The sequence below is a fragment of the Terriglobus aquaticus genome (assembly GCF_025685415.1).
Lineage (GTDB): Bacteria > Acidobacteriota > Terriglobia > Terriglobales > Acidobacteriaceae > Terriglobus > Terriglobus aquaticus.
Genome location: NZ_JAGSYB010000001.1, coordinates 1,685,970 through 1,703,830 on the forward strand (window position 1 = coordinate 1,685,970; position 17,861 = coordinate 1,703,830).

At 63.4% G+C, this 17,861-nt stretch carries 23 protein-coding genes and 1 tRNA gene; 10 read left to right on the forward strand and 14 right to left on the reverse strand.

Annotated elements, in window-relative coordinates:
• Nucleotides 1-8: 8 nt before the first annotated feature.
• The 4 genes from OHL12_RS06885 to OHL12_RS06900 all read right to left on the reverse strand — a co-directional run bounded on the left by OHL12_RS06885 (nt 9) and on the right by OHL12_RS06900 (nt 2,906).
• Nucleotides 9-83 (reverse strand) — tRNA-Asn (locus tag OHL12_RS06885).
• 125 nt (nt 84-208) lie between these two features.
• The gene (locus OHL12_RS06890) at nt 209-1,012 is read right to left on the reverse strand and encodes a CAP domain-containing protein (protein ID WP_263413086.1); all 804 of its coding nucleotides are present in this window, start codon (nt 1,010-1,012) and stop codon (nt 209-211) included.
• A gap of 62 nt (nt 1,013-1,074) precedes the next feature.
• A complete protein-coding gene (locus tag OHL12_RS06895; protein ID WP_263413087.1) occupies nt 1,075-1,896 on the reverse strand; it encodes a WecB/TagA/CpsF family glycosyltransferase in 822 nt (273 codons plus the stop codon).
• A gap of 5 nt (nt 1,897-1,901) precedes the next feature.
• Entirely contained in the window at nt 1,902-2,906 is a 1,005-nt protein-coding gene (locus OHL12_RS06900; protein ID WP_263413088.1) for an NAD-dependent epimerase/dehydratase family protein, read from the reverse strand.
• 85 nt (nt 2,907-2,991) lie between these two features.
• Between OHL12_RS06900 and OHL12_RS06905 the strand changes: the two genes are divergently transcribed.
• A complete protein-coding gene (locus OHL12_RS06905; RefSeq protein WP_263413089.1) occupies nt 2,992-3,819 on the forward strand; it encodes an ABC transporter permease in 828 nt (275 codons plus the stop codon).
• A 189-nt stretch (nt 3,820-4,008) separates the two neighbouring features.
• Here the strand turns inward: OHL12_RS06905 and thrB are convergent, their stop codons facing one another.
• The gene (gene thrB / locus OHL12_RS06910) at nt 4,009-4,977 is read right to left on the reverse strand and encodes a homoserine kinase (RefSeq protein ID WP_263413090.1); all 969 of its coding nucleotides are present in this window, start codon (nt 4,975-4,977) and stop codon (nt 4,009-4,011) included.
• The gene (gene thrC, locus OHL12_RS06915; protein ID WP_263413091.1) at nt 4,974-6,329 is read right to left on the reverse strand and encodes a threonine synthase; all 1,356 of its coding nucleotides are present in this window, start codon (nt 6,327-6,329) and stop codon (nt 4,974-4,976) included. The genes thrB and thrC overlap by 4 nt, the downstream gene beginning before the upstream one ends.
• 53 nt (nt 6,330-6,382) lie before the next feature.
• On the opposite strand from thrC, the gene modA reads away from it, so the two are divergent.
• From modA to OHL12_RS06935, 4 genes are all read left to right on the forward strand, one after another.
• On the forward strand, nt 6,383-7,174 hold the full coding sequence (gene modA / locus OHL12_RS06920; RefSeq protein ID WP_263413092.1) for a molybdate ABC transporter substrate-binding protein: 792 nt from the start codon (nt 6,383-6,385) through the stop codon (nt 7,172-7,174).
• Nucleotides 7,175-7,230: 56 nt separating this feature from the next.
• Nucleotides 7,231-7,893 (forward strand): molybdate ABC transporter permease subunit, encoded by a 663-nt coding sequence (gene modB / locus OHL12_RS06925; protein ID WP_263413093.1) that lies wholly within the window; start codon nt 7,231-7,233, stop codon nt 7,891-7,893.
• A gap of 17 nt (nt 7,894-7,910) precedes the next feature.
• A complete protein-coding gene (locus OHL12_RS06930) occupies nt 7,911-8,381 on the forward strand; it encodes a nuclear transport factor 2 family protein (RefSeq protein WP_263413094.1) in 471 nt (156 codons plus the stop codon).
• Between the two features lie 124 nt (nt 8,382-8,505).
• Nucleotides 8,506-9,132 (forward strand): ABC transporter ATP-binding protein, encoded by a 627-nt coding sequence (locus OHL12_RS06935; RefSeq protein ID WP_263413095.1) that lies wholly within the window; start codon nt 8,506-8,508, stop codon nt 9,130-9,132.
• An 11-nt stretch (nt 9,133-9,143) separates the two neighbouring features.
• Here the strand turns inward: OHL12_RS06935 and OHL12_RS06940 are convergent, their stop codons facing one another.
• Nucleotides 9,144-10,235, reverse strand: a complete 1,092-nt coding sequence (locus tag OHL12_RS06940; protein ID WP_263413096.1) for a UDP-N-acetylmuramate dehydrogenase — start codon at nt 10,233-10,235, stop codon at nt 9,144-9,146.
• Between the two features lie 139 nt (nt 10,236-10,374).
• On the opposite strand from OHL12_RS06940, the gene OHL12_RS06945 reads away from it, so the two are divergent.
• The 4 genes from OHL12_RS06945 (at nt 10,375) to OHL12_RS06960 (ending at nt 13,342) form a co-directional block, all read left to right on the forward strand.
• Complete coding sequence (locus OHL12_RS06945; protein WP_263413097.1) at nt 10,375-10,800, forward strand: BrxA/BrxB family bacilliredoxin; 426 nt, start codon at nt 10,375-10,377, stop codon at nt 10,798-10,800.
• A 113-nt stretch (nt 10,801-10,913) separates the two neighbouring features.
• Complete coding sequence (locus tag OHL12_RS06950) at nt 10,914-11,132, forward strand: helix-turn-helix domain-containing protein (RefSeq protein ID WP_263413098.1); 219 nt, start codon at nt 10,914-10,916, stop codon at nt 11,130-11,132.
• Between the two features lie 56 nt (nt 11,133-11,188).
• Nucleotides 11,189-12,970 carry a DUF885 domain-containing protein gene (locus OHL12_RS06955; RefSeq protein ID WP_263413099.1) on the forward strand — a complete coding sequence of 594 codons (1,782 nt, stop codon included), beginning with the start codon at nt 11,189-11,191 and terminating at the stop codon, nt 12,968-12,970.
• A 72-nt stretch (nt 12,971-13,042) separates the two neighbouring features.
• Nucleotides 13,043-13,342: a hypothetical protein gene (locus OHL12_RS06960; protein WP_263413100.1), complete on the forward strand. Its 300-nt coding sequence runs from the start codon at nt 13,043-13,045 to the stop codon at nt 13,340-13,342.
• A gap of 4 nt (nt 13,343-13,346) precedes the next feature.
• On the opposite strand, the gene recO is transcribed toward OHL12_RS06960, so the two are convergent.
• From recO to OHL12_RS06995, 7 genes are all read right to left on the reverse strand, one after another.
• Complete coding sequence (gene recO, locus OHL12_RS06965) at nt 13,347-14,087, reverse strand: DNA repair protein RecO (RefSeq protein WP_263413101.1); 741 nt, start codon at nt 14,085-14,087, stop codon at nt 13,347-13,349.
• A 60-nt stretch (nt 14,088-14,147) separates the two neighbouring features.
• A complete protein-coding gene (locus tag OHL12_RS06970) occupies nt 14,148-14,408 on the reverse strand; it encodes a 4Fe-4S dicluster domain-containing protein (RefSeq protein WP_263413102.1) in 261 nt (86 codons plus the stop codon).
• A gap of 103 nt (nt 14,409-14,511) precedes the next feature.
• Nucleotides 14,512-15,405: an inositol monophosphatase family protein gene (locus tag OHL12_RS06975; protein ID WP_263413103.1), complete on the reverse strand. Its 894-nt coding sequence runs from the start codon at nt 15,403-15,405 to the stop codon at nt 14,512-14,514.
• A gap of 36 nt (nt 15,406-15,441) precedes the next feature.
• Nucleotides 15,442-16,422, reverse strand: a complete 981-nt coding sequence (locus OHL12_RS06980; RefSeq protein ID WP_263413104.1) for a VWA domain-containing protein — start codon at nt 16,420-16,422, stop codon at nt 15,442-15,444.
• 31 nt (nt 16,423-16,453) lie between these two features.
• On the reverse strand, nt 16,454-16,906 hold the full coding sequence (locus tag OHL12_RS06985; protein WP_263413105.1) for a molybdenum cofactor biosynthesis protein MoaE: 453 nt from the start codon (nt 16,904-16,906) through the stop codon (nt 16,454-16,456).
• A complete protein-coding gene (locus tag OHL12_RS06990; protein WP_263413106.1) occupies nt 16,906-17,175 on the reverse strand; it encodes a MoaD/ThiS family protein in 270 nt (89 codons plus the stop codon). Before OHL12_RS06990 ends, OHL12_RS06985 begins: the two co-directional genes overlap by 1 nt.
• Before the next feature lie 87 nt (nt 17,176-17,262).
• Nucleotides 17,263-17,568, reverse strand: a complete 306-nt coding sequence (locus tag OHL12_RS06995; RefSeq protein ID WP_263413107.1) for a hypothetical protein — start codon at nt 17,566-17,568, stop codon at nt 17,263-17,265.
• Nucleotides 17,569-17,615: 47 nt separating this feature from the next.
• Between OHL12_RS06995 and OHL12_RS07000 the strand changes: the two genes are divergently transcribed.
• A complete protein-coding gene (locus OHL12_RS07000) occupies nt 17,616-17,843 on the forward strand; it encodes a hypothetical protein (protein ID WP_263413108.1) in 228 nt (75 codons plus the stop codon).
• The last annotated feature ends 18 nt before the right edge of the window (nt 17,844-17,861 follow it).

A 17,861-nucleotide genomic window follows, 5' to 3' on the forward strand; every position in this document is an offset into this window, starting at 1 on the left:
ACGTGAATTGGCTCCGCAGGTAGGACTCGAACCTACAACCCTTCGGTTAACAGCCGAATGCTCTGCCATTGAGCTACTGCGGAACAACTTGAGGACGAGGTGCCGGCGGGCGGGCGCCGGCTCAACTCGCACTTTCTTTATAGCATTTGGTGTTTCACGCGTCAAAAGCGAGCCTGCACGTTGCTGTGCGGACGGCCAGATTCTTTCCCTATCGATACAGCACGATTGCGATGTTGTACGAGGCGAACGCACCCGCAGTTTGTGGCTTGGGACATGCGCCCACTGCTGCCGTTCGCGCGGGGATGGTGCGCATGCGCTCACGGAGAGCTTCGGGCATTTGCGACAGGTCGCCCGTGGAGTATCGCACCGTCGCTGCGGCGCGTGACCCCACATATCCGGTGGACATGCCACACGTGGCACGCGCCTCAGGGCTGGGCGTGGCCTCCAACTGCATGCCGCGCAGCAGGTCGGCCACACGATGCTCCTGATCGTCGAGCGATACCTGCTCGACGGTGTGGCTGAAATCTTCGACAGCCCATAGCGAATCGCCGGCCTGAACCACGGCGATGCCGATCGCATCCACCTGGTCGTCCAGGATGTTTTCCCGGTGGTGAGGCGACTGCATCAGAGCGCCATGCATGGTCACGACGGACGGGCCCACCGCGACATTCTCCGTAATGCGCGAGAAGTGGGCACCGGCCGAAGATCCGCGCGACATCAGGTCAGGCTCCCCCTGCAGCCGGTGCGACAGGGTGCTGGCACGGGCCATCTCCGCCGCATGCCCCGCGGCCGCCATGCGCAGACTGTTATCCAGCTTCAGGGGAGCCATGCCGGCCATGGCGCGTTCGGTGTTGATCTGATCCAGAAGGAACTGTTCCGCGACACTGGCGCTCGCGGCGGGCGGCTTGATGCTCATGTCCAGCGACGAGATCTGTGCACGCGCGCTCTGGGCGAACGTCAACCCCAGAACGACTGCTGCCAGGCTCGCCAGGATCCGCTGGTGTAGGCTCATGGCTACATCAGACCACACCCGAGTCAAAATTCGCGTTCGCCCCACTACAACCTTCAGGTGAATCAGACTGGTAATTTCTTACCAGTCCTATCGGCTCCATTCGGGATTGCAGGAGGCAGGTTCGGGCCATAGCGCACCATTAGTTGCAGTAGCTTTCGCGCGGCCCAGTAGCGCGGTCCATAGCGGGAAGGCGACTCGATAGTTCGCAAGAGCCAGCCAAGATACATCTTGTCGGCCCAGACAGGGATAGCGGCCTGATCGCCCGACAGAAACGCGATGGCGGCACCGATGCAGTGAATGCCCGGCACGAAGGACAAGCGGCGGCGCAGGTAAAGGCCGAGCCGCTCCTGGGTACCTCCGCCTATAGTCACCACGACGTGCTGCGGTCGCAATTGCTCCAGCCGCTCCAGCAGCACGGGATCTTCCAGATCGGTGCCGTCCATCGCACCGTACATGGGAGCGTTGTAGACATGCGTGTCTGGTACGACGATGCCCTGCTCTGCCAGCCATGCCAGGTTGCGCGCCGCCGATCGCTCGCCCGCCATGATCCAGAACGTGCTGCCTTCAGATCGCACCTGTGGCCGCTGCAGCAACTCCCTCAGGTACTCCAGCCCGGAGAGCCGCAGCAGTTTCCGCCCGCCACACCGCCGCGCAACCAGGTGATTCCACACCAGCACCATGAAGGCACTGTCCGCGATCACCAGGTCCGCCTCCAGCAGCGCCTGACGGTAGGCAGGTTGCGTCTGCAGGTCCTTGAGCGCGGGCGCCGCCGGCACCACCAGGAGGCCACCACGGAGCATGCGGTCAACCGCCGCATGCACGTCGCCCATAAAAAAACGCACACCGAGAACAGTCTCGGTGTGCGCTGGTTCAGAAGCTTGCATGTCTTCTAGTGTGCCCCAACCGGTGCGCCAGACAACATCTCCGACTCGATCCACTCGTAGGTCTTGCGCATCCCCTCGCGCAGCGGGATCGAGGGCTCCCATCCAAGCTTCTCGCAGATGAGCGTGTTGTCGCTGTTGCGACCGTTCACACCCTTGGGCGCACCCAGGTTGTAGTTGCGCTTCAGCTTGATGCCTGCGATCTCTTCCACAATGTCGACCAGTTGATTGATGGACACCAACTCGCTCGACCCCAGGTTCAGAGGCTCCGTCACGTCGCTCAGCGCGATCATCTGCGTGCCTTTCAGGCAGTCGTCGATGTACATGAACGAGCGGGTCTGGTGGCCGTCGCCCCAGATTTCGATCTCGTGCTTGCCGCTGTGCTTGGCCTCAAGCACCTTGCGGCACATGGCCGCGGGTGCCTTCTCGCGGCCGCCCTGCCAGGTGCCCAGAGGACCGTACACGTTGTGGTAGCGAGCCACGCGCGTTTCCAGACCGTAGTCCTCGCGGAAGTGCCGGCAGAGGCGTTCGGTGAACAGCTTCTCCCAGCCGTATCCGTCCTCCGGCAGCGCCGGATAGGCGTCGCTTTCCTTCAGGGCGACCACGTCAGGATTGGTCTGCTTATCGCCGTTATAGACACAGGCAGACGACGAGAAGAAGAAGCGCTTCAACCCGGCCTCTTTCGCCGCCATCAGAAGGTGCGTTCCGGTGAGCACGCTCAGCATGCACAGGGCTTTGTTGTTCTCGATAAAGCCCATGCCGCCCATATCAGCGGCCAGGTCGAAGCAAACCGTCGCGTCTTCGAGCGACGTGCGGCAGTTTTTCAGATCCTTCAGGTCGAGCGACAAGTTCTTCAGTCCCGGTGCGTCAACCGTCTGATACCACTCGTTCAGCGGCTTGATGTCGACTGCCGCGACCACAGGGATGCCCTGGTCGATGAGCGCACGCGTCAGGTGGCCACCAATGAACCCGCCCGCACCGGCAACTACCACCCGCTCCTGCTTCAAATCCACGTCGTTGACTCCTTGGAGATCTGTCCCCAGTGTCTCACGGTGCCGTTTGAGGGCGAATGTCTTCGCAATCGGGCTAGCATAGGCCATGCGCTACACGGCAGGCCGCACCTCGGATCGCATCGCACTCTGGATCGTCCTGTCTCTGCTGTGCCTGCTGGCGCTTGTGGCGCTGTTCGCACCACAACTTGCGCCGCATGACCCCGCGTCCATCCAGCTCTCAGCGCGATTGCTGCCGCCCGGGCATGGGTACCTGTTCGGAACGGACGAGCTCGGGCGCGACATCTTCTCGCGGGTGCTGTTTGGGGCGCGCATCTCGCTCGGGGTGGCCACAACGGTCGTGGCGCTATCCCTAGTGGTCGGCATGGTGGTGGGCGCGATCGCCGGCTTTTACGGCGGCTGGCGCGACACGGTGCTGAACCTCTACGTGATGAACGCCTTCCTTGCTCTGCCCGGCATCCTGCTGGCCATCGCCTTTGTGGCATTCCTGGGGCCGGGCCTGCGCAACCTGATTTTCGCCCTGGCATTGACTGGGTGGGTCAACTACGCCCGGCTCGTGCGCGCCCAGGTGATGGCGGCGCGTGAGCGGGAGTACGTGGAAGCGGCTCGGTCGCTGGGTGCCTCAGACACGCGCATTCTGGTGCGGCACATCCTGCCCAACATCGCGCAGCCGATCATTGTCCAAAGCGCGATCGGTTTGGCCGCAGCGGTGCTCGCGGAAGCGACTCTCAGCTTTCTCGGACTCGGAGTGCCGCCGCCGGCAGCAAGCTGGGGCTCCATGCTGAACGACGCACGCGCCCACCTTTTCGATGCGCCCTACATGGCAGCCTTCCCTGCCGGTGCTGTCATCGTCACCGTGCTGGCCATGTCGTTTTTGGGGGATCTGCTGCGTGACATGGCCGACGTTCGGGGCTGAGTAGCGGCCACGATCGGTAGCGACAGGGATGGGGGATCGCTTCGCATGAGCGGAACCATGGCTGTCCACAGAAAGAGGAAGGCGCCCGGATCAGTCGAGATCGACGGGCGCCCGCAGGATCAACCCTCCCCCAGGGCTGCCTACAAGAGGAACAATATCAACATCCGACGCGGAAATGTAGTCTTTCGTCTACATCTTTCCGGGTATGTTGCTGGCACCGAATTGGGCAGGGCCGCCGACGGAGGTCCATAGTAGCTCGACATCCTGGCGCTCATTCTGTGTGGAAATCCCGAGCGCTTCGAACACTGCTGCCTCGACTGGCTGGCGGTCGGCATTTGCCTGGACGATCAGCAGGACCGCGGGTCCGGCACCTGACAGTGCAACGCCCAACACGGAGCCCAGCCCTGCCAGCGGAAGCAGCTTCGGCAGCAGAGGGCAGACGGCCTCGCGAAATGGCTGGTGCATGCGGTCCGCCATCGCGGCGCGCAGCAGAGCCTCATCGCCTTGGGCGAAGGCGGCGGTCAGCAGCGCCACGTTCTGCACGTTTGCGATGGTGTCGGCACGCGAATAGGTGTCCGGCAGCAAGGCGCGAGCCGTTTTGGTGGAAAGCGACGCCTGCTGCATGACCAGCAGCAATTGCCAGGGCTTTGCGGGCTGCAACGAGATTGCGTCTACGCTCCCGCCACGAATCGCGGACGCCACGAATCCGCCCAGAACGCAGGCAGCAACGTTATCCGGGTGGCCCTCGCGACGCGAAGCCTCGGCGAGCACGCCGCGAGCGCTCCAGCCAAGTCCGCCGAATTCATTCGCCAGCGCTACGCCCGCAACCAGCGCCGCCGCGGAAGAGCCGCACCCCATGCCAAGCGGAATCTCGTTGTGCAGATGCGCGGACAGCGTGGGTACAGGCTTTCCCGCTGCTTCCAGAACCTCGCGGCAAGTGGTCAGTACCAGGTTGTCCTCGACGTTTTGAATCTTGGCGGCATCCCGGCCTGTCGCCACCAGACTCGCCTCGCTGGCAAGCGCGGCCTCCACATGGAGGTGAAAGTCCATGGCGAGTCCAAGCGCGTCGAACCCAGGCCCCAGGTTCGCCGAGGTCGCGGGCAGACGCAGCGTCACCGAGTGCTGCGCCGATTCATTCGCGGCTTGTGTGGAGCTCACGCCCGCGCCATCTCCGCTTCCAGCGCACGCAGCACGGCCGACTCCTCCGCCTCCAGCACTAGCGGCGGTTTGCGGTACGGATTGGCTTCGGCCATGCCGGTCGCCAACAGGTCTTTGTGGAAATCGATGGTGTACTCGGGATCTTTCAGGGTATGACCGGTCAGCAGCAGAACCACCCGCTCACCGACATCGATGCGCCCCGCGGCGACCAGCTTCTTGGCACCGGCGAGCGTTACTGCCGAGGCCGGCTCGCAGCCGATGCCCTCGGCACCGATCTGCGCCTTGGCGAGCGCAATCTCCTGCTCGCTGACCGACTCGCACCATCCGCCCGTGGCCTCGATGACGCGGGCGGCTTTGCGCCAGCTTGCCGGGTTGCCAATGCGAATGGCAGTAGCGCGCGTGTCTGCCGTCACAGGCCTCAGCATCTTTTCGGCGTTCGTGAACCACTGGAACAGCGGATTGGCACCCTCCGCCTGAATGACCGAAATCTTCGGGACGCGGTGGATGAAGCCGAGATGCTTCAGCTCCGCGAAGCCTTTACCCAGCGCCGATCCGTTGGCCAGGTTGCCACCCGGCACGATGACGTGGTCCGGCACCTGCCAGTCCAGTTGTTCGCAGATTTCGATGGCGGGCGTCTTCTGCCCTTCCAGCCGGTACGGGTTGACCGAATTGAGCAGATAGATGGGGTTTCGGCGAACCAGTTCCGCCAGCATCTTCACGCAGCCATCGAAGTCCGTCTTCAACTGCACGGTCAGCGCGCCGTAGTCCATGGACTGCGACAGCTTGCCCCAGGCGATCTTGCCCTCGGGAATGAAAACGATCGACCGCAGACCAGCCCGCGCCGCGTAGGCTGCCATCGCGGCGCTGGTATTGCCCGTGCTGGCGCAAGCCACCCACTGGTAGCCCCGCTCTGCCGCAACGGACAGTGCGGCCGTCATGCCCGTGTCTTTGAAGGAGCCGGTCGGGTTCAGGCCCTGGTGTTTGGCTAGAAGGAAGTCGAGACCCAGCAGCTTTGCGCAGCGCGGCAGGTCGTACAACGGGGTGTTGCCTTCACGCAGGGTTACGGCGTGAGCGTCATCCTGCAGAATCGGCAGGAGTTCGCGATAGCGCCAAACACCGGATTGGTCGATGGGCAACGTGGAGTCGCGGCGCTCGGCCCACAGATGCCGCAAAGCCGAAGCGTTGGGCAGGTTGCGCGCACCAGCGCCAGCGGCCTGCGAGGACTCGCTCCACGGGTATTCCACCTCGTACAACTCACGGGTTTCCGGATCGCGAAAGTCGCTCGCAATCTCCTCTGGCGAGATGCGAGCATCGTTCGCGATGCATCTTAGCTGGTGTGATCGGATTGCCATCGTTTTGTCTAGCCTACCCCACGCACTTGCGCAGAACCGCCCTCTGGCGGACGATGCGAGCCGTCACTCTCCTGCTGTTGTTCCTCGGTTTGAGCACGTTCAGCCTCAGTGCGCAGGGCGCTCTCAAGGCCGAATCGAAAGCAGGTCCGTCAGAAGTCACAGTCTTTGCCGCTGCCGACATGGAGCCGGTTCTGCAAGTCTTAAGCCCCTATTTTGAAAGACGTACGGGCATCAAGCTCAAGATCAGCTTCGGGTCCTCCGCAACACTGAGTCAGCAGATTGTGGACGGTGCTCCCGCGGATATCTTCCTTTCCGCAGACTTCACGTTTGCCGAGCGGGTAGTGGCCGCGGGAAAGGCAGACTCCACCAACCCGACCCCGTATGCTCGCGGCATCCTGGTCCTGTGGGAGCGCAAGGACGGTCCGTTCCAACCGCTCAGCCTGGACGTGCTGAGCCGCAAGGACCTGAAGAGCGTTGCGATCGCCAACCCGGACCACGCGCCGTACGGCCGGGCCGCGCTTTCCGCGATCAAGAAGCTCGACGTGTACCCGAACCTGGCGCCCCATCTGGTGCAGGCCGAGTCCGTCGGCCAGGCGGCGCAATTTGCGCTGAGCGGGAACGCCCAACTCGCACTCATGTCGCAGACAATCGCGATGAGCGGGAAGTACAAGGAGGCGGGCACGTTTGTGCTGGTTCCGCCGGTGACCTACCTGGAGATCCGACAGTGCGCCGTGGTGATTCAGAATGCAAAGCACCGGAGCGAAGCACACACGCTGCTGAACTACCTGACCAGCGACCCGATTCAGCAGCATCTGCCCGAGTTGGGGCTGCGTCCGGTCCAGTAAGGTTCGGCAAAGTGCGGCTCTACAATCGCCTCTGAGTTGAAGACAGGGAGATCGCATTGTTCGATACGGAGGCACTGGGCCTGACGCTGAAGCTCGCCTCGATCACGACCGTGTTGCTCCTGTTGCTCGCCCTCCCTCTCTGCTACGTCATCGTCTTCGCGCGCAGCCGGGGTGGTGTTCTGCTGGAGGCACTAGTGGCGCTTCCCCTGGTGCTGCCGCCCACGCTCTTGGGCTACTACTTGTTGGTCGGCCTGGGTCCGCTTACGGCCGTAGGGCGGACATTGACGCACCTGCTGGGGCACACGCTGGCGTTTTCCTTTCCCGGCCTCGTGGTCGGATCCATGCTGTACAGCCTGCCGTTCGCGGTGCAGCCGCTGGCGGCGGGGCTGCGTTCGGTCGATCCGCGTTTTCTGGACGCCGCAGCTACGCTCGGAACGTCTCCGCTGGCCTCTTTTCTCCGAGTGGCCCTGCCCCTGGCGCGCCCTTCCCTGCTCACTTCCGCGGTGTTGACCTTTGCCCATACAGTCGGGGAGTTCGGCGTGGTGCTCATGCTGGGCGGCAACATTCCCGGGCAGACGCGCACGCTTTCGATCGTCCTCTATGATTTGGCGGAGAGTGGTGACTTTGCCGCGGCTAACCGGATCGCCATCACGCTTCTCGTGCTTTCGACGGCCGCCCTGGCCGTGCTGTATCTGCGGCCGGACCGCCGCGCATCCTAAACTCGAATCGGATCCCCATGGAATCTCGCCCGCCGCTGCCGCCCTTTACCCCTGAGTCCGCCGCCGAAAAGGCGCGCAGGGCCGAGGACGCCTGGAACAGTCGCGACCCGCATCGCGTTGCGCAGGCGTACACGACGGACAGCCAATGGCGAAACAGATCCGAGTTCCTTAGCGGTCGGGAAGAGATCGTTGCCTTTCTGCAGCGCAAGTGGGAGCGCGAGCTGGAGTACCGGCTCATCAAAGAGGTATGGGCCTTCACGGGGGAGCGTATCGCTGTCCGGTTTGCCTACGAGTGGCACGATCACGCCGGCCAGTGGTTCCGCAGCCATGGCAACGAGCAATGGCTGTTCGACAGCAACGGGCTGATGTCCCGCCGCGAGGCCTCGATCAACGACGTTGAGATCGGTGAGGGGGATCGTAAGTTTCACTGGACGGCCGGCACTGCTCGTCCTGCCGACCATCCCGGCCTGACCGACCTGGGTCTGTAGCTCGGTGGAGACCTCGTCCGCACCGCCACTCGAGGAAACGCCCTGGCTGCGCCTGGTTTGTGACGAACGCCTGGGCAGCCAGCGGATCGCACACGACCTGAGGCTGACCCGGCTCTGGACTTGCATGTTTGGCCCGTCTGGCTCCGGGAAGTCCACTCTGCTGCGGCTGATTGCCGGTCTCTTGCCGCAGCACTCGGGCGTGTGCCAGTTACATGGGCGCGAGTTGCGCGGCATGCCGCCGCACCGGCGCCGTGTCGTGCTGGTCGAGCAATCGCCAGCGCTGTTCCCCAACCTGAACGTGGAGGAGAACATCACCTTTGCACGCCGGTCTGTCTTCGGAAGGCGAGACGTGGAGGAGCGACGGGCCACGGACGCGTTGCTCGAGGACTTTCAGCTCGGGCCCTTGCGTGGGGCGGCCGTGCACACACTTTCCGGCGGCGAACGCCAACGCGTTGCCATCGCCCGGGCCCTGTACGCAGAGCCGAAGGCGCTGCTGCTGGATGAGGTGTTCACCGGGATGGATGCCGCGCTGCGAGAAAGCCTCATCGCGGTGCTGCGACGGTACCAACAGCGAACCGGTGTGCCGATCCTGAGCGTTACGCATGATGTCGGTGAGGCATTTGCGACCGCGACGGAACTGCTGCGCATGCGAGACGGGGCGGTCGTGGCGCAAGGGCCGCCGGAACAGGTGCTTCAGGCAGAGCGCTCGGAACTGCTTCGGAGTCTTGCCGCCACGCAGGATGTCGCGTAACTCGCACCCGCTCAGCCGACGTTGACCGGCTCCTGCTCCAGCTCCACACCGAAGCGCTGTCGGACGCCGGCAACGATCTGTTCGCGCAGCGCCGCGATGTCCCGCTGCGTCGCGCCGCCCCGGTTGATCAGGGCCAGGGTGTGCTTGGACGAGATGCCTGCCTGCCCCAACACGGTACCGCGCACGAAACCGGCACGCTCCAGCAGCCAGGCGGCAGGCAGCTTAACTTGGCCGTCCGCCGCAGGCCAGTGCGGCACGTCCGACTCGGCCAGCCCCGCAGCTTCTGCAACGGTGCGCAGCGCGTCCGCGGGCACGATAGGGTTTCGGAAGAAGGATCCGGCCGACCGCGAGTCCGGGTCCGCCGCGTCCACGACCATTCCCTTGCCCCGACGAATTTTGCGTACCGTCTCCGCAACCTCGATCAACGTCGGCCGCGCCGGCTCCGGGAAGGCGCGCTTCAGGTCGGCGTACGAAAGGTTGGGCCGTACCGTGGCACCATCGCAGCGGCGCAGGGCAAACGTAACCCGCAGAACGATGTAGCGCCCGCGCTCGGCACCGTTCAGCAGGCTGGTGCGGTAGCCGAAGCCAAGGTCGGCGTTGGTCAGTTCGACGAGCGCGTTCGTTGCTGTGTCGAAACAGCGCACCGACACCAGGGTCTGCGCAATCTCCTGCCCGTAGGCTCCCACGTTCTGCACGGGCGTTCCGCCGACTGTGCCGGGTATCCCCGCGAGACACTCCATGCCCTGCAGATCGCGATCAACTGTGAACTGCACCAGGTCATCCCAACTCTCGCCCGCCGCGGCGGTCACGTAGACCGGGTCGCCGCCACGGTCCACCTCCTCGCGAACTCCACGCAGGCCGATGTGCAGCACAACGCCCGGGAAGCCCGCGTCGCTGACCAGCAGATTGCTGCCGCCGCCGAGTACGAACAGCGGCAGGCCCCGTTCTCGGGCGAATGCTACAGCGGATGTGACCTCAGCCTCAGTCTGGGCAGAAACGAACCAGCGCGCGGGTCCACCCACACCCAGGGTGGTGTAGGGCGCCAAGGGCACATTCTCCTGCACCGCCAGCGATGTCTCCGCCGGCGCCTGCTGATCCGCCATCGCCTGCCCGCTCACGTCATCAGGCTACCAGCGCGGATCGTTTCGCCACCGGGCGCGTCCATTTAGAATGACGGTAGGGCTGCCGCAGCACGGAGCAGCAAAGACGCGGCGACCCTACGCAAGTCAAGGAGACGTTTTCATGTACCCAGAGATCATGGTCATTCCAATGCGCGAAGAACTCACCCGCGCCGGTATCCAGGAGGCCCGCTCGGGGGCTGAGGTCGACTCTGCCATCGCGCAGCCCGGCACCACCATGGTCGTGGTCAACAGCGTGTGTGGCTGCGCGGCTGGCAAGATGCGCCCGGGCGTTCGTATGGCCCTGCAGCACACGCAGAAGCCGGATCGCGCCATCACGGTGTTCGCCGGCCAGGACCGCGAAGCTACGGACAAGGCGCGCGGCTACTTCGGCGGCCACCCGCCCACCTCGCCTGCGATTGCGATCCTGCGCGATGGACAGCTCGTGTACCTGATGCAGCGCTCGGCGATCGAGACCAGCAATGCCCCGGCGATCGCGCAGGAACTTGCCCGCGCGTTCGACGTGTACTGCGCCAAGGCGACCGTATAAACCGACACATCCATCGGAGAAGCGGCCCGGGAGAAATCTCCCGGGCCGTCCCGTTTTAGTACAACGCGGTCTGCTCTACTGATTCGCCGGCCGACTCCGCCGATAAGCGGGGTGTGACACAGACCCACGGAACTCAACCACTCTCATCAACGGCACGCGTCGATCTGCGCAGTTGGCGGCTCGATGTGATCGTCCGCAAGCACGTGGAAATCGTGCTGCAACGATGCCACGGCAACAAACTGCGCGCAGCGGAACTGCTCGGCATCAGCCGGTCTACGCTCTACCGCATGCTTGACGCGTACAGCGTCATGCTCGCGCCCAACCAGCAGTAGGGTGGGAACGCAGCGCTTCCAAATCAGCGGAGCGCTGCGTCGTACACTCACCTGTGATGAAGCAAACCCTCGCCTTCCTGGCACTCGGCCTCTCGCTTGCCGTGCCACTCGCCGCATCCGCCCAGGTCGACACACCCGCCACGCGCTCGGCACAGCTTCACAAGCTGTTTGAGAACTACTGGCAGGACCAGTTGAAGAACTCGCCGGAGACGGCAACCAGCGTGGGCGACAAGCGTTACAACGACCGGTGGAGCGACTACACCGGAGCCGCCGTAAATGCGTGGCTTGCCCGCGAACGCGACTATCTGAACAGGCTCGCCACTTTCGACACCACCGGTCTTGCCGCGCAGGACAAGATCTCGGTGGACCTGCTGGTGCGGAACCTGATCGACGACCAGGAGGGTGCCCGGTTCAAAGAGTGGCAGATGCCCGTGAATCAGTTCAACGGCCCGCAGACCGGCCTGCCGCAGGTTGTGGACGTGATGCCGTTTGACGATGTGCACGACTACGACAACCTGATCGCGCGGCTCAAAGGCATACCCACCGTCTTCGCGCAGGTGGAAGAGTCCATGTCTCTGGGCGCGGACGCGAAGCGCACGCCTCCGCGCTTTGTCATGGAGCAGGTGGTAAAGCAGGTCGACGCGATCTCGAACGCAAAGCCGGAGGACACTCCGTTCCTGGCGCCGCTCAAGCACTTCCCGGCCGGCATCTCTGCCGAGGATCGCAAGCGCATCACCAAGGAGGCGACGGACGCCTGGACGCAGCAGGTCCAGCCTGCGTACGCGCGCTTCGGCAAGTTTCTGACCGCGCAATACATTCCGGCCTGCCGCACGGAGCCGGGCGCCTCTGCCCTGCCCGACGGAGATGCGTACTACGCGTTTCGCGTGCGACAGAGCACCACGCTCAAGCTGACGCCGGCGCAGATCCACCAGATTGGCCTGGACGAGGTGAAGCGCGACGAGACTGAAATGCTTGCGATCGCGAAGAAGCTCGGCTTCACCGACCTGAAGAGCTTCAACGCGAGCATCAAGACCAACCCCAAGCTGCACGCCACGTCAGCCGACCAGCTGCTTGGCGTGTACAAGGGCTACATTGCCGGGATGCAGGCCAAGCTGCCCCAACTCTTCGGCACCCTGCCGAAGGCGCCGCTGGAAGTCGTGAAGGTGCCCGACTACATGGCCGCGCAGCAATCGCAGGCCTACTACGACGAGGGCACACCCGACGGCAAGCGTCCCGGCCGCGTGTTCGTGAACACCTATCACTTTGCAGACCGCGGTCTGGAGAACGCGGAAGCCGTCAGCTATCACGAGGGCGTGCCGGGACACCACCTGCAATTGAGCATCGCGCAGGAGGTGCAGGGCCTGCCGGAGTTCCGCAAGCACAGCTACTACACCGCCTACACCGAAGGCTGGGGTCTGTACAGCGAGAGGCTGGGCAAGGACGTGGGCTTCTACCAGGATCCCTACAGCGACTACGGCCGACTGGAAGCGGACATCTGGCGCGCCATCCGCCTGGTGGTCGATACGGGCGTGCACTCCCAGCACTGGACGCGGCAGCAGATGGTCGACTTCTTCCACGACCACTCCGGCATTGACGAGACCAACATTCAGAGTGAGACGGACCGCTACATTGCCTGGCCGGCACAGGCGCTCGGTTACAAGATGGGGCAGCTCAAGTTTATCGAGCTACGCGAGCGCGCCCGCACCAAGCTTGGACCGAAGTTCAAGCTGAGCGACTATCACGACCTGGTCATCGACTCGGGCGCTCTGCCCATGGACTTGCTGGAACAGCGCGTGGACGCCTGGATCGCGGCGGGCGGAGGCAAGCCACAAAACTAAAGACAATTCACTTGTCGACGCATCGATCGCAGGACTAGAACTGGATCTCTGTAATCCCAGGAGGTCCAGCCTATGTGGAAAACCATCGTCTCTCTCGCGCTTGCGTGTGTCATTGGTGCGGGGGTAGACAGAGCACTCGTCTCGTTCGGAACAGTTCACGCGGCGGAGGCTGCTGCTGGCCTTCAGGCATTCCAGGTGGCGCCCATCGGACGTGACTCGGCGATCACGGTGTACGACTCCAACAGCCGTACGTACTACGTCTACCCGGCGATCAATCAGGGCAGCAGCCAGATCAACTGCGAGTTCATGTTCCGGCTCTCCCGTGCTGGCGGACCGATGGAACGCCGAAACTGTTCTCCCGCTGGCTGGTAGCTGCTTACAGCTTGGCCAGCATGCGGAGGCTCTGCAGCCGCTCTTCCAGGTGACGCTCCAGCATTGCCCCGGCAAACCTGCGCAGATCGACCGCGCGACCACGCGGCCATGCTTGCCCTTCGAATGCGGTGATCGGGTTGCGAAACATCTCCTCGGCAAGCTGCAGCGACTCCGCGCTCAGGGGAACACTGCCCTGCGGCCGCGCCTGCGTCGCAAACAGGCCATCTCGCACCGGCGAAAAGTAAGCAGCCTGCCCGCGCAGCGACGCGCCAGTCGCCGAGCATCGGGACAGGTCGGGCATCCAGCCCAGCAGCCGGTTGATCCACAGCAGGAAGTACGTCGCCGGCAGGAACACGTTGTCGCCGCGCATGCGCTTTGCCACCGCCAGCGCCAGGCGGTAAACGTCGTCCTCGGGAGCACGGTCGGGCAGCGCTGCTTCCAGCACCTCGGCTACCAGGGCCAGCCCGGTGGCGCGCGGCAGGTCAACCGGCTCGCGCAACGGGGACCAGAGAATGTCCAGTTGATCCAGGCCGACCAGATCCTGCTTCGGCTTCTCCCGCCAGGTTGCGCGCACCTCGGTCATGGGTTCCAAGGCGCCGCCGAAGCGTTTGCGAGAGCGCATGGCATGCCGTGCCACGCCGCGCACCACACCCTGCTCGCGCGTGAACAGGGACACCAGCAGGTCTGCTTCCGCAAACGGCCAGGTTCGCAGCAGGATCGCTTCGGATTGGTGGATAGCAGCCATGCTTCAGCAACACAAACGCGCAGCCGAAGCTGCGCGTTCAAGGAAGATCCTCAGAGTGGTTTAGCGTCCGAAGTGAACTGCGTTCTTCTGCGCGAAGTCCGCCCACTTGTCCGGCAGATCGTCCGCTGCGTAGATGGCCGACACCGGGCACACCGGCACGCACGCGCCACAATCAATGCATTCAACCGGATCGATATACAACTGATCGACCGTCTCGTTGCCGTCCTCGCCTTTTTTCGGGTGGATGCAGTCGACCGGGCACGCATCGGCGCACGCCGTGTCCTTTGTTCCGATACAGGGTTCCGCGATTACATATGCCATGGTACGTCTGTGTTCCTTTCAAACCCGGAAAATCGTGAGAAATCGATGATACCAGCTATGAAATGCGACCGTTGCGGACGCAGTTTCGGAGACCGCGCAGAGCCTACTGCTGCGCGTTGACCTCTCGCCGCTCACGGAACTCCTGCGGGGTCGGGATGGGTGTCATCTCTTCGCCCGCAAACATCTTGCGGAAGACCTCCCGCAGTTCTCCGCCGATATTCCCGTTGCTTGCCAGGACCTCGTGCGAGTTCAATTGAAACTTCGATCCGTCGAAACGGGTGATCTCGCCGCCTGCCTCTTCCACCAGCAGCATGCCCGCCGCCGTATCCCAGGGGTTCAGGTTGAACTCCCAGAAGCCTTCCAGCCGACCGCAGGCAACATAGGCCAGGTCCACGGCCGCGGCTCCCGCGCGCCGCAACCCGTGGGAGCGCAGCGTCAGTTCATGGTAGAAGTGCACGTTGGGCGACTCGTGCCGCTTGCGCGAAGGGAAGCCTGTGGCCAGCAGTGATTCCTGCAACTGCTTGCACGCGGAAGTATGAATGCGCTTCCCGTTTAGCCAGGCACCTTTGCCCCGCTCGGCATGAAACAGCTCATCGCGCAGCGGCTCATAGATCACTGCCGCGACCATCTCGCCATCCTCGTCGTCGCGCAGCCCGGCGGGCCGGTGCTCCAGCCCCATGGACACTGCGAAATACGGAAACCCGTGTGCGAAGTTCGTTGTGCCATCGAGTGGGTCGACGTACCACCGGTACTCCGCTCCCAGCCGTTCCCGCGCCCCTTCTTCGCCAAACACGCCGTGATCCGGAAACTGAACGCGCAGATGCTCCGTGATCAGCTTTTCGCTCGCGCGGTCCGCCTCTGTGACGATGTCTACGTCGCCCTTAAACTCAGTGGCAACACCTTTTTCGTAGAAGCGCTTCAGCAGCGCTCCCGCTTCACGCGCAATCTGCGAAGCAGGCGTGGCGAACTGAAACTGGCTTGGATCGTAATAGCTCATCGCACATGAGCATACGCTGCGGACGTTAAGCTCGCCTCAACGCGCGTCGGCGTAATACCCGGTCCGGTAGCGCAGGTGGGCGCCGGCCTTCACGGCAGGGTCGGTAAGCGATACGTCGATCCGCCGGAAGCTCGTGTCGTGCCCACGACGTGGTGCGTAGTAGCCCAGCAGGTACTGCGTCCGCAGCGCGTCCGACAGGTGGGCGAACGCGGTCTTCAGGTCCTCGCGATCGGTCACGTAAAAGTACTTGCCACCCGTGTCGTTCGCCATCTGGATGAGGGCGTGCTCCCCAGCAACATTGCGCCCTGCATCCGCCAGGATCGGCACGATGATGATGGGGTAGATTGCCGCTCCTGCGCGCTCTGCCTGCTCCACGGCGCGGCTGTAGCTCATCTCGCGCTTGGTCGGGTTGTCGCCGCCGTCGGTCACCAGCACCAACACGCGGCGACGTTCGGCATCGGGCTTGGCCTGGCTCAGCCGTTCGCTGGCCACGTAGATCGCGTTATAGAGCGCGGTATCGTCGCCCTTGCCCAGCCGGTTCAGACCTTGCTCAATGCGCTTGGGATCGTTGGTGAAAGGGACCAGTTCCTCGCTTTCATCGCTGAAGGCGATCAACCCCATCTCGTCCTGCTCACGCAGCAGGTCGCGAGCGAACTGCTTTCCGGCTTCCTTCTCCGTCTTCATCTGCGACAGGACAGAGCCAGACGTATCCACCGCCATCTCGATCGACAACGGCGTGGACGACTCACGTTCAAACAAGGCGATCTTCTGCAGCTTGCCGTCTTCGCGGATCGTGAAGTCGCTTTGTTGCAAATCGCTGATGGCAGCGCCGTGCGCGTCCGTCACGTTCACCGGCACATTGATGAGCCGTGTCTCCACCCGGTAGATCGGCACGTCGGCCTGAGCAGGCGGAGTCGAACCTGTCGCAGTGCCAGCCTGTTGCGCACGTTGCGGCGCGGCCAGCGCGAACCACGCAAACGACACCACGGCAACGGCAGACACAGGCCAGCGAAGCAAGCAGAAACTCCAAACCGTTGGACGGAAGCTGCTACGAAAGGGTGTCTGCTGTCGCACCCGTCAGCGAGATCTCCGCCGGGAACGGCTCGCCGGCGCCCCACACCGCACCATCGACAAACACTTCTTTCTTCCAGATCGGCACCTGTTTCTTCAGTGTGTCGATGAGCCAGCGGCAGGCCTCAAAGGTCGGTCCACGATGTGCGCTGGCTACTGCGATCAGCACGCTGGTTTCACCGACCGTCAGGCGTCCCAGCCGATGAACCAGCGCCACGTCGCGCACGCCAAAGCGCTCCATCGCTTCGGCCGACAGAGCTCGCATCTGTTCCAGCGCCATGGGCTCGTACGCGGTGTAATCCAGGTAGAGCGTCTGACGCCCTTTGGTGTTGTTCCGGACGATGCCGTCGAACACGGTTACTGCGCCGTCCTCGCCGGCTTTCAGCGCGTCGGTCACGCCCTTGCTGTCGATCACTTCGGTTGTCAACACTACGTGCAAGGCACTTTCCCCATCCTGGTTCCGCCGCTGACCGGGGGCAGCAATGCAACCTCGTCCTCATCGTTCAACTGCGTCGTTACCGTTGCGTACTGCTGATTGACGGCGACGGCTAACGCGTCCCAGAGTGCATTGAGCTCGGGCGAAACCGCGCGGTAGTAGCGCAATAGATCCGCCACGGTTTGCCCCGGGAACTGCTCCAACTCCTCCGCCTGACCGAATCGGTCTCTCAACATACCGAAGAACAGGACACGCAACCGCATTCCTTCAGCATATCGGCAGCGGTCAGGACGCCAAAGCCACAGGCACGGCGCCCTGGACAGAAGCGCCCGCAAGCCACGCTCACGGCGCTACAGGATCTTCTTGATCCCCTTGCCTGTGCCTTTCGCGATCTTGCCGGTGCCCTTGGCCGCACCCACGCCCACATCCTTGCCGGCCACCGCGCCACCCTTACCCACATCGCCTGCGGCGTTCAAGGGGTGAAGCGTCACTGCATCCGCAGCGCCTTTACCCACACCGCCCGCGGCTGCACCTGCACCTTTGCCCACGCCACCGGCTGCAGTGCCCGCACCAACCACCGGAGCCTTTGCTACGTCGCCCGCACCCTGCGCTACCTGTGCCTGCATCGCCATGGAGAAGATGCCCAACGCTGCCACACACATAACTGCTTGCACTCGCATTGCCATACACCTCACACAATTCGATGCACGACGATCGCGAGCCGTTGATACAGGCGTTTATCCCCGATCCGTGCGCATCAACGATGCGGCGAGGCTGGATCCAAAACTCCAAAAAATGGATCATCAAATCTGTGGAACTTCTGTCGATTCAGTCCTACACCGTTCATCGAGATGAATGGCGCAAATGCGGTTTGCAGGTGCTTTACTGGGCGCGTTGGAAATCGGCGAAAACCGGCGTTCCAACTCCTTGAACACAATTCATAAAAGGT

Bases quoted from the DNA above. Each gene is read 5' to 3' on its own strand.
- OHL12_RS06890 (WP_263413086.1), bottom strand. From the start codon at position 1,012: ATGAGCCTACACCAGCGGATCCTGGCGAGCCTGGCAGCAGTCGTTCTG.
- OHL12_RS06895 (WP_263413087.1), bottom strand. From the start codon at position 1,896: ATGCAAGCTTCTGAACCAGCGCACACCGAGACTGTTCTCGGTGTGCGT.
- OHL12_RS06905 (WP_263413089.1), top strand. From the start codon at position 2,992: ATGCGCTACACGGCAGGCCGCACCTCGGATCGCATCGCACTCTGGATC.
- thrC (WP_263413091.1), bottom strand. From the start codon at position 6,329: ATGGCAATCCGATCACACCAGCTAAGATGCATCGCGAACGATGCTCGC.
- modA (WP_263413092.1), top strand. From the start codon at position 6,383: ATGCGAGCCGTCACTCTCCTGCTGTTGTTCCTCGGTTTGAGCACGTTC.
- OHL12_RS06930 (WP_263413094.1), top strand. From the start codon at position 7,911: ATGGAATCTCGCCCGCCGCTGCCGCCCTTTACCCCTGAGTCCGCCGCC.
- OHL12_RS06935 (WP_263413095.1), top strand. From the start codon at position 8,506: ATGTTTGGCCCGTCTGGCTCCGGGAAGTCCACTCTGCTGCGGCTGATT.
- OHL12_RS06940 (WP_263413096.1), bottom strand. From the start codon at position 10,235: ATGGCGGATCAGCAGGCGCCGGCGGAGACATCGCTGGCGGTGCAGGAG.
- OHL12_RS06945 (WP_263413097.1), top strand. From the start codon at position 10,375: ATGTACCCAGAGATCATGGTCATTCCAATGCGCGAAGAACTCACCCGC.
- OHL12_RS06955 (WP_263413099.1), top strand. From the start codon at position 11,189: ATGAAGCAAACCCTCGCCTTCCTGGCACTCGGCCTCTCGCTTGCCGTG.
- OHL12_RS06960 (WP_263413100.1), top strand. From the start codon at position 13,043: ATGTGGAAAACCATCGTCTCTCTCGCGCTTGCGTGTGTCATTGGTGCG.
- recO (WP_263413101.1), bottom strand. From the start codon at position 14,087: ATGGCTGCTATCCACCAATCCGAAGCGATCCTGCTGCGAACCTGGCCG.
- OHL12_RS06970 (WP_263413102.1), bottom strand. From the start codon at position 14,408: ATGGCATATGTAATCGCGGAACCCTGTATCGGAACAAAGGACACGGCG.
- OHL12_RS06975 (WP_263413103.1), bottom strand. From the start codon at position 15,405: ATGAGCTATTACGATCCAAGCCAGTTTCAGTTCGCCACGCCTGCTTCG.
- OHL12_RS06990 (WP_263413106.1), bottom strand. From the start codon at position 17,175: ATGCGGTTGCGTGTCCTGTTCTTCGGTATGTTGAGAGACCGATTCGGT.
- OHL12_RS07000 (WP_263413108.1), top strand. From the start codon at position 17,616: ATGCACGACGATCGCGAGCCGTTGATACAGGCGTTTATCCCCGATCCG.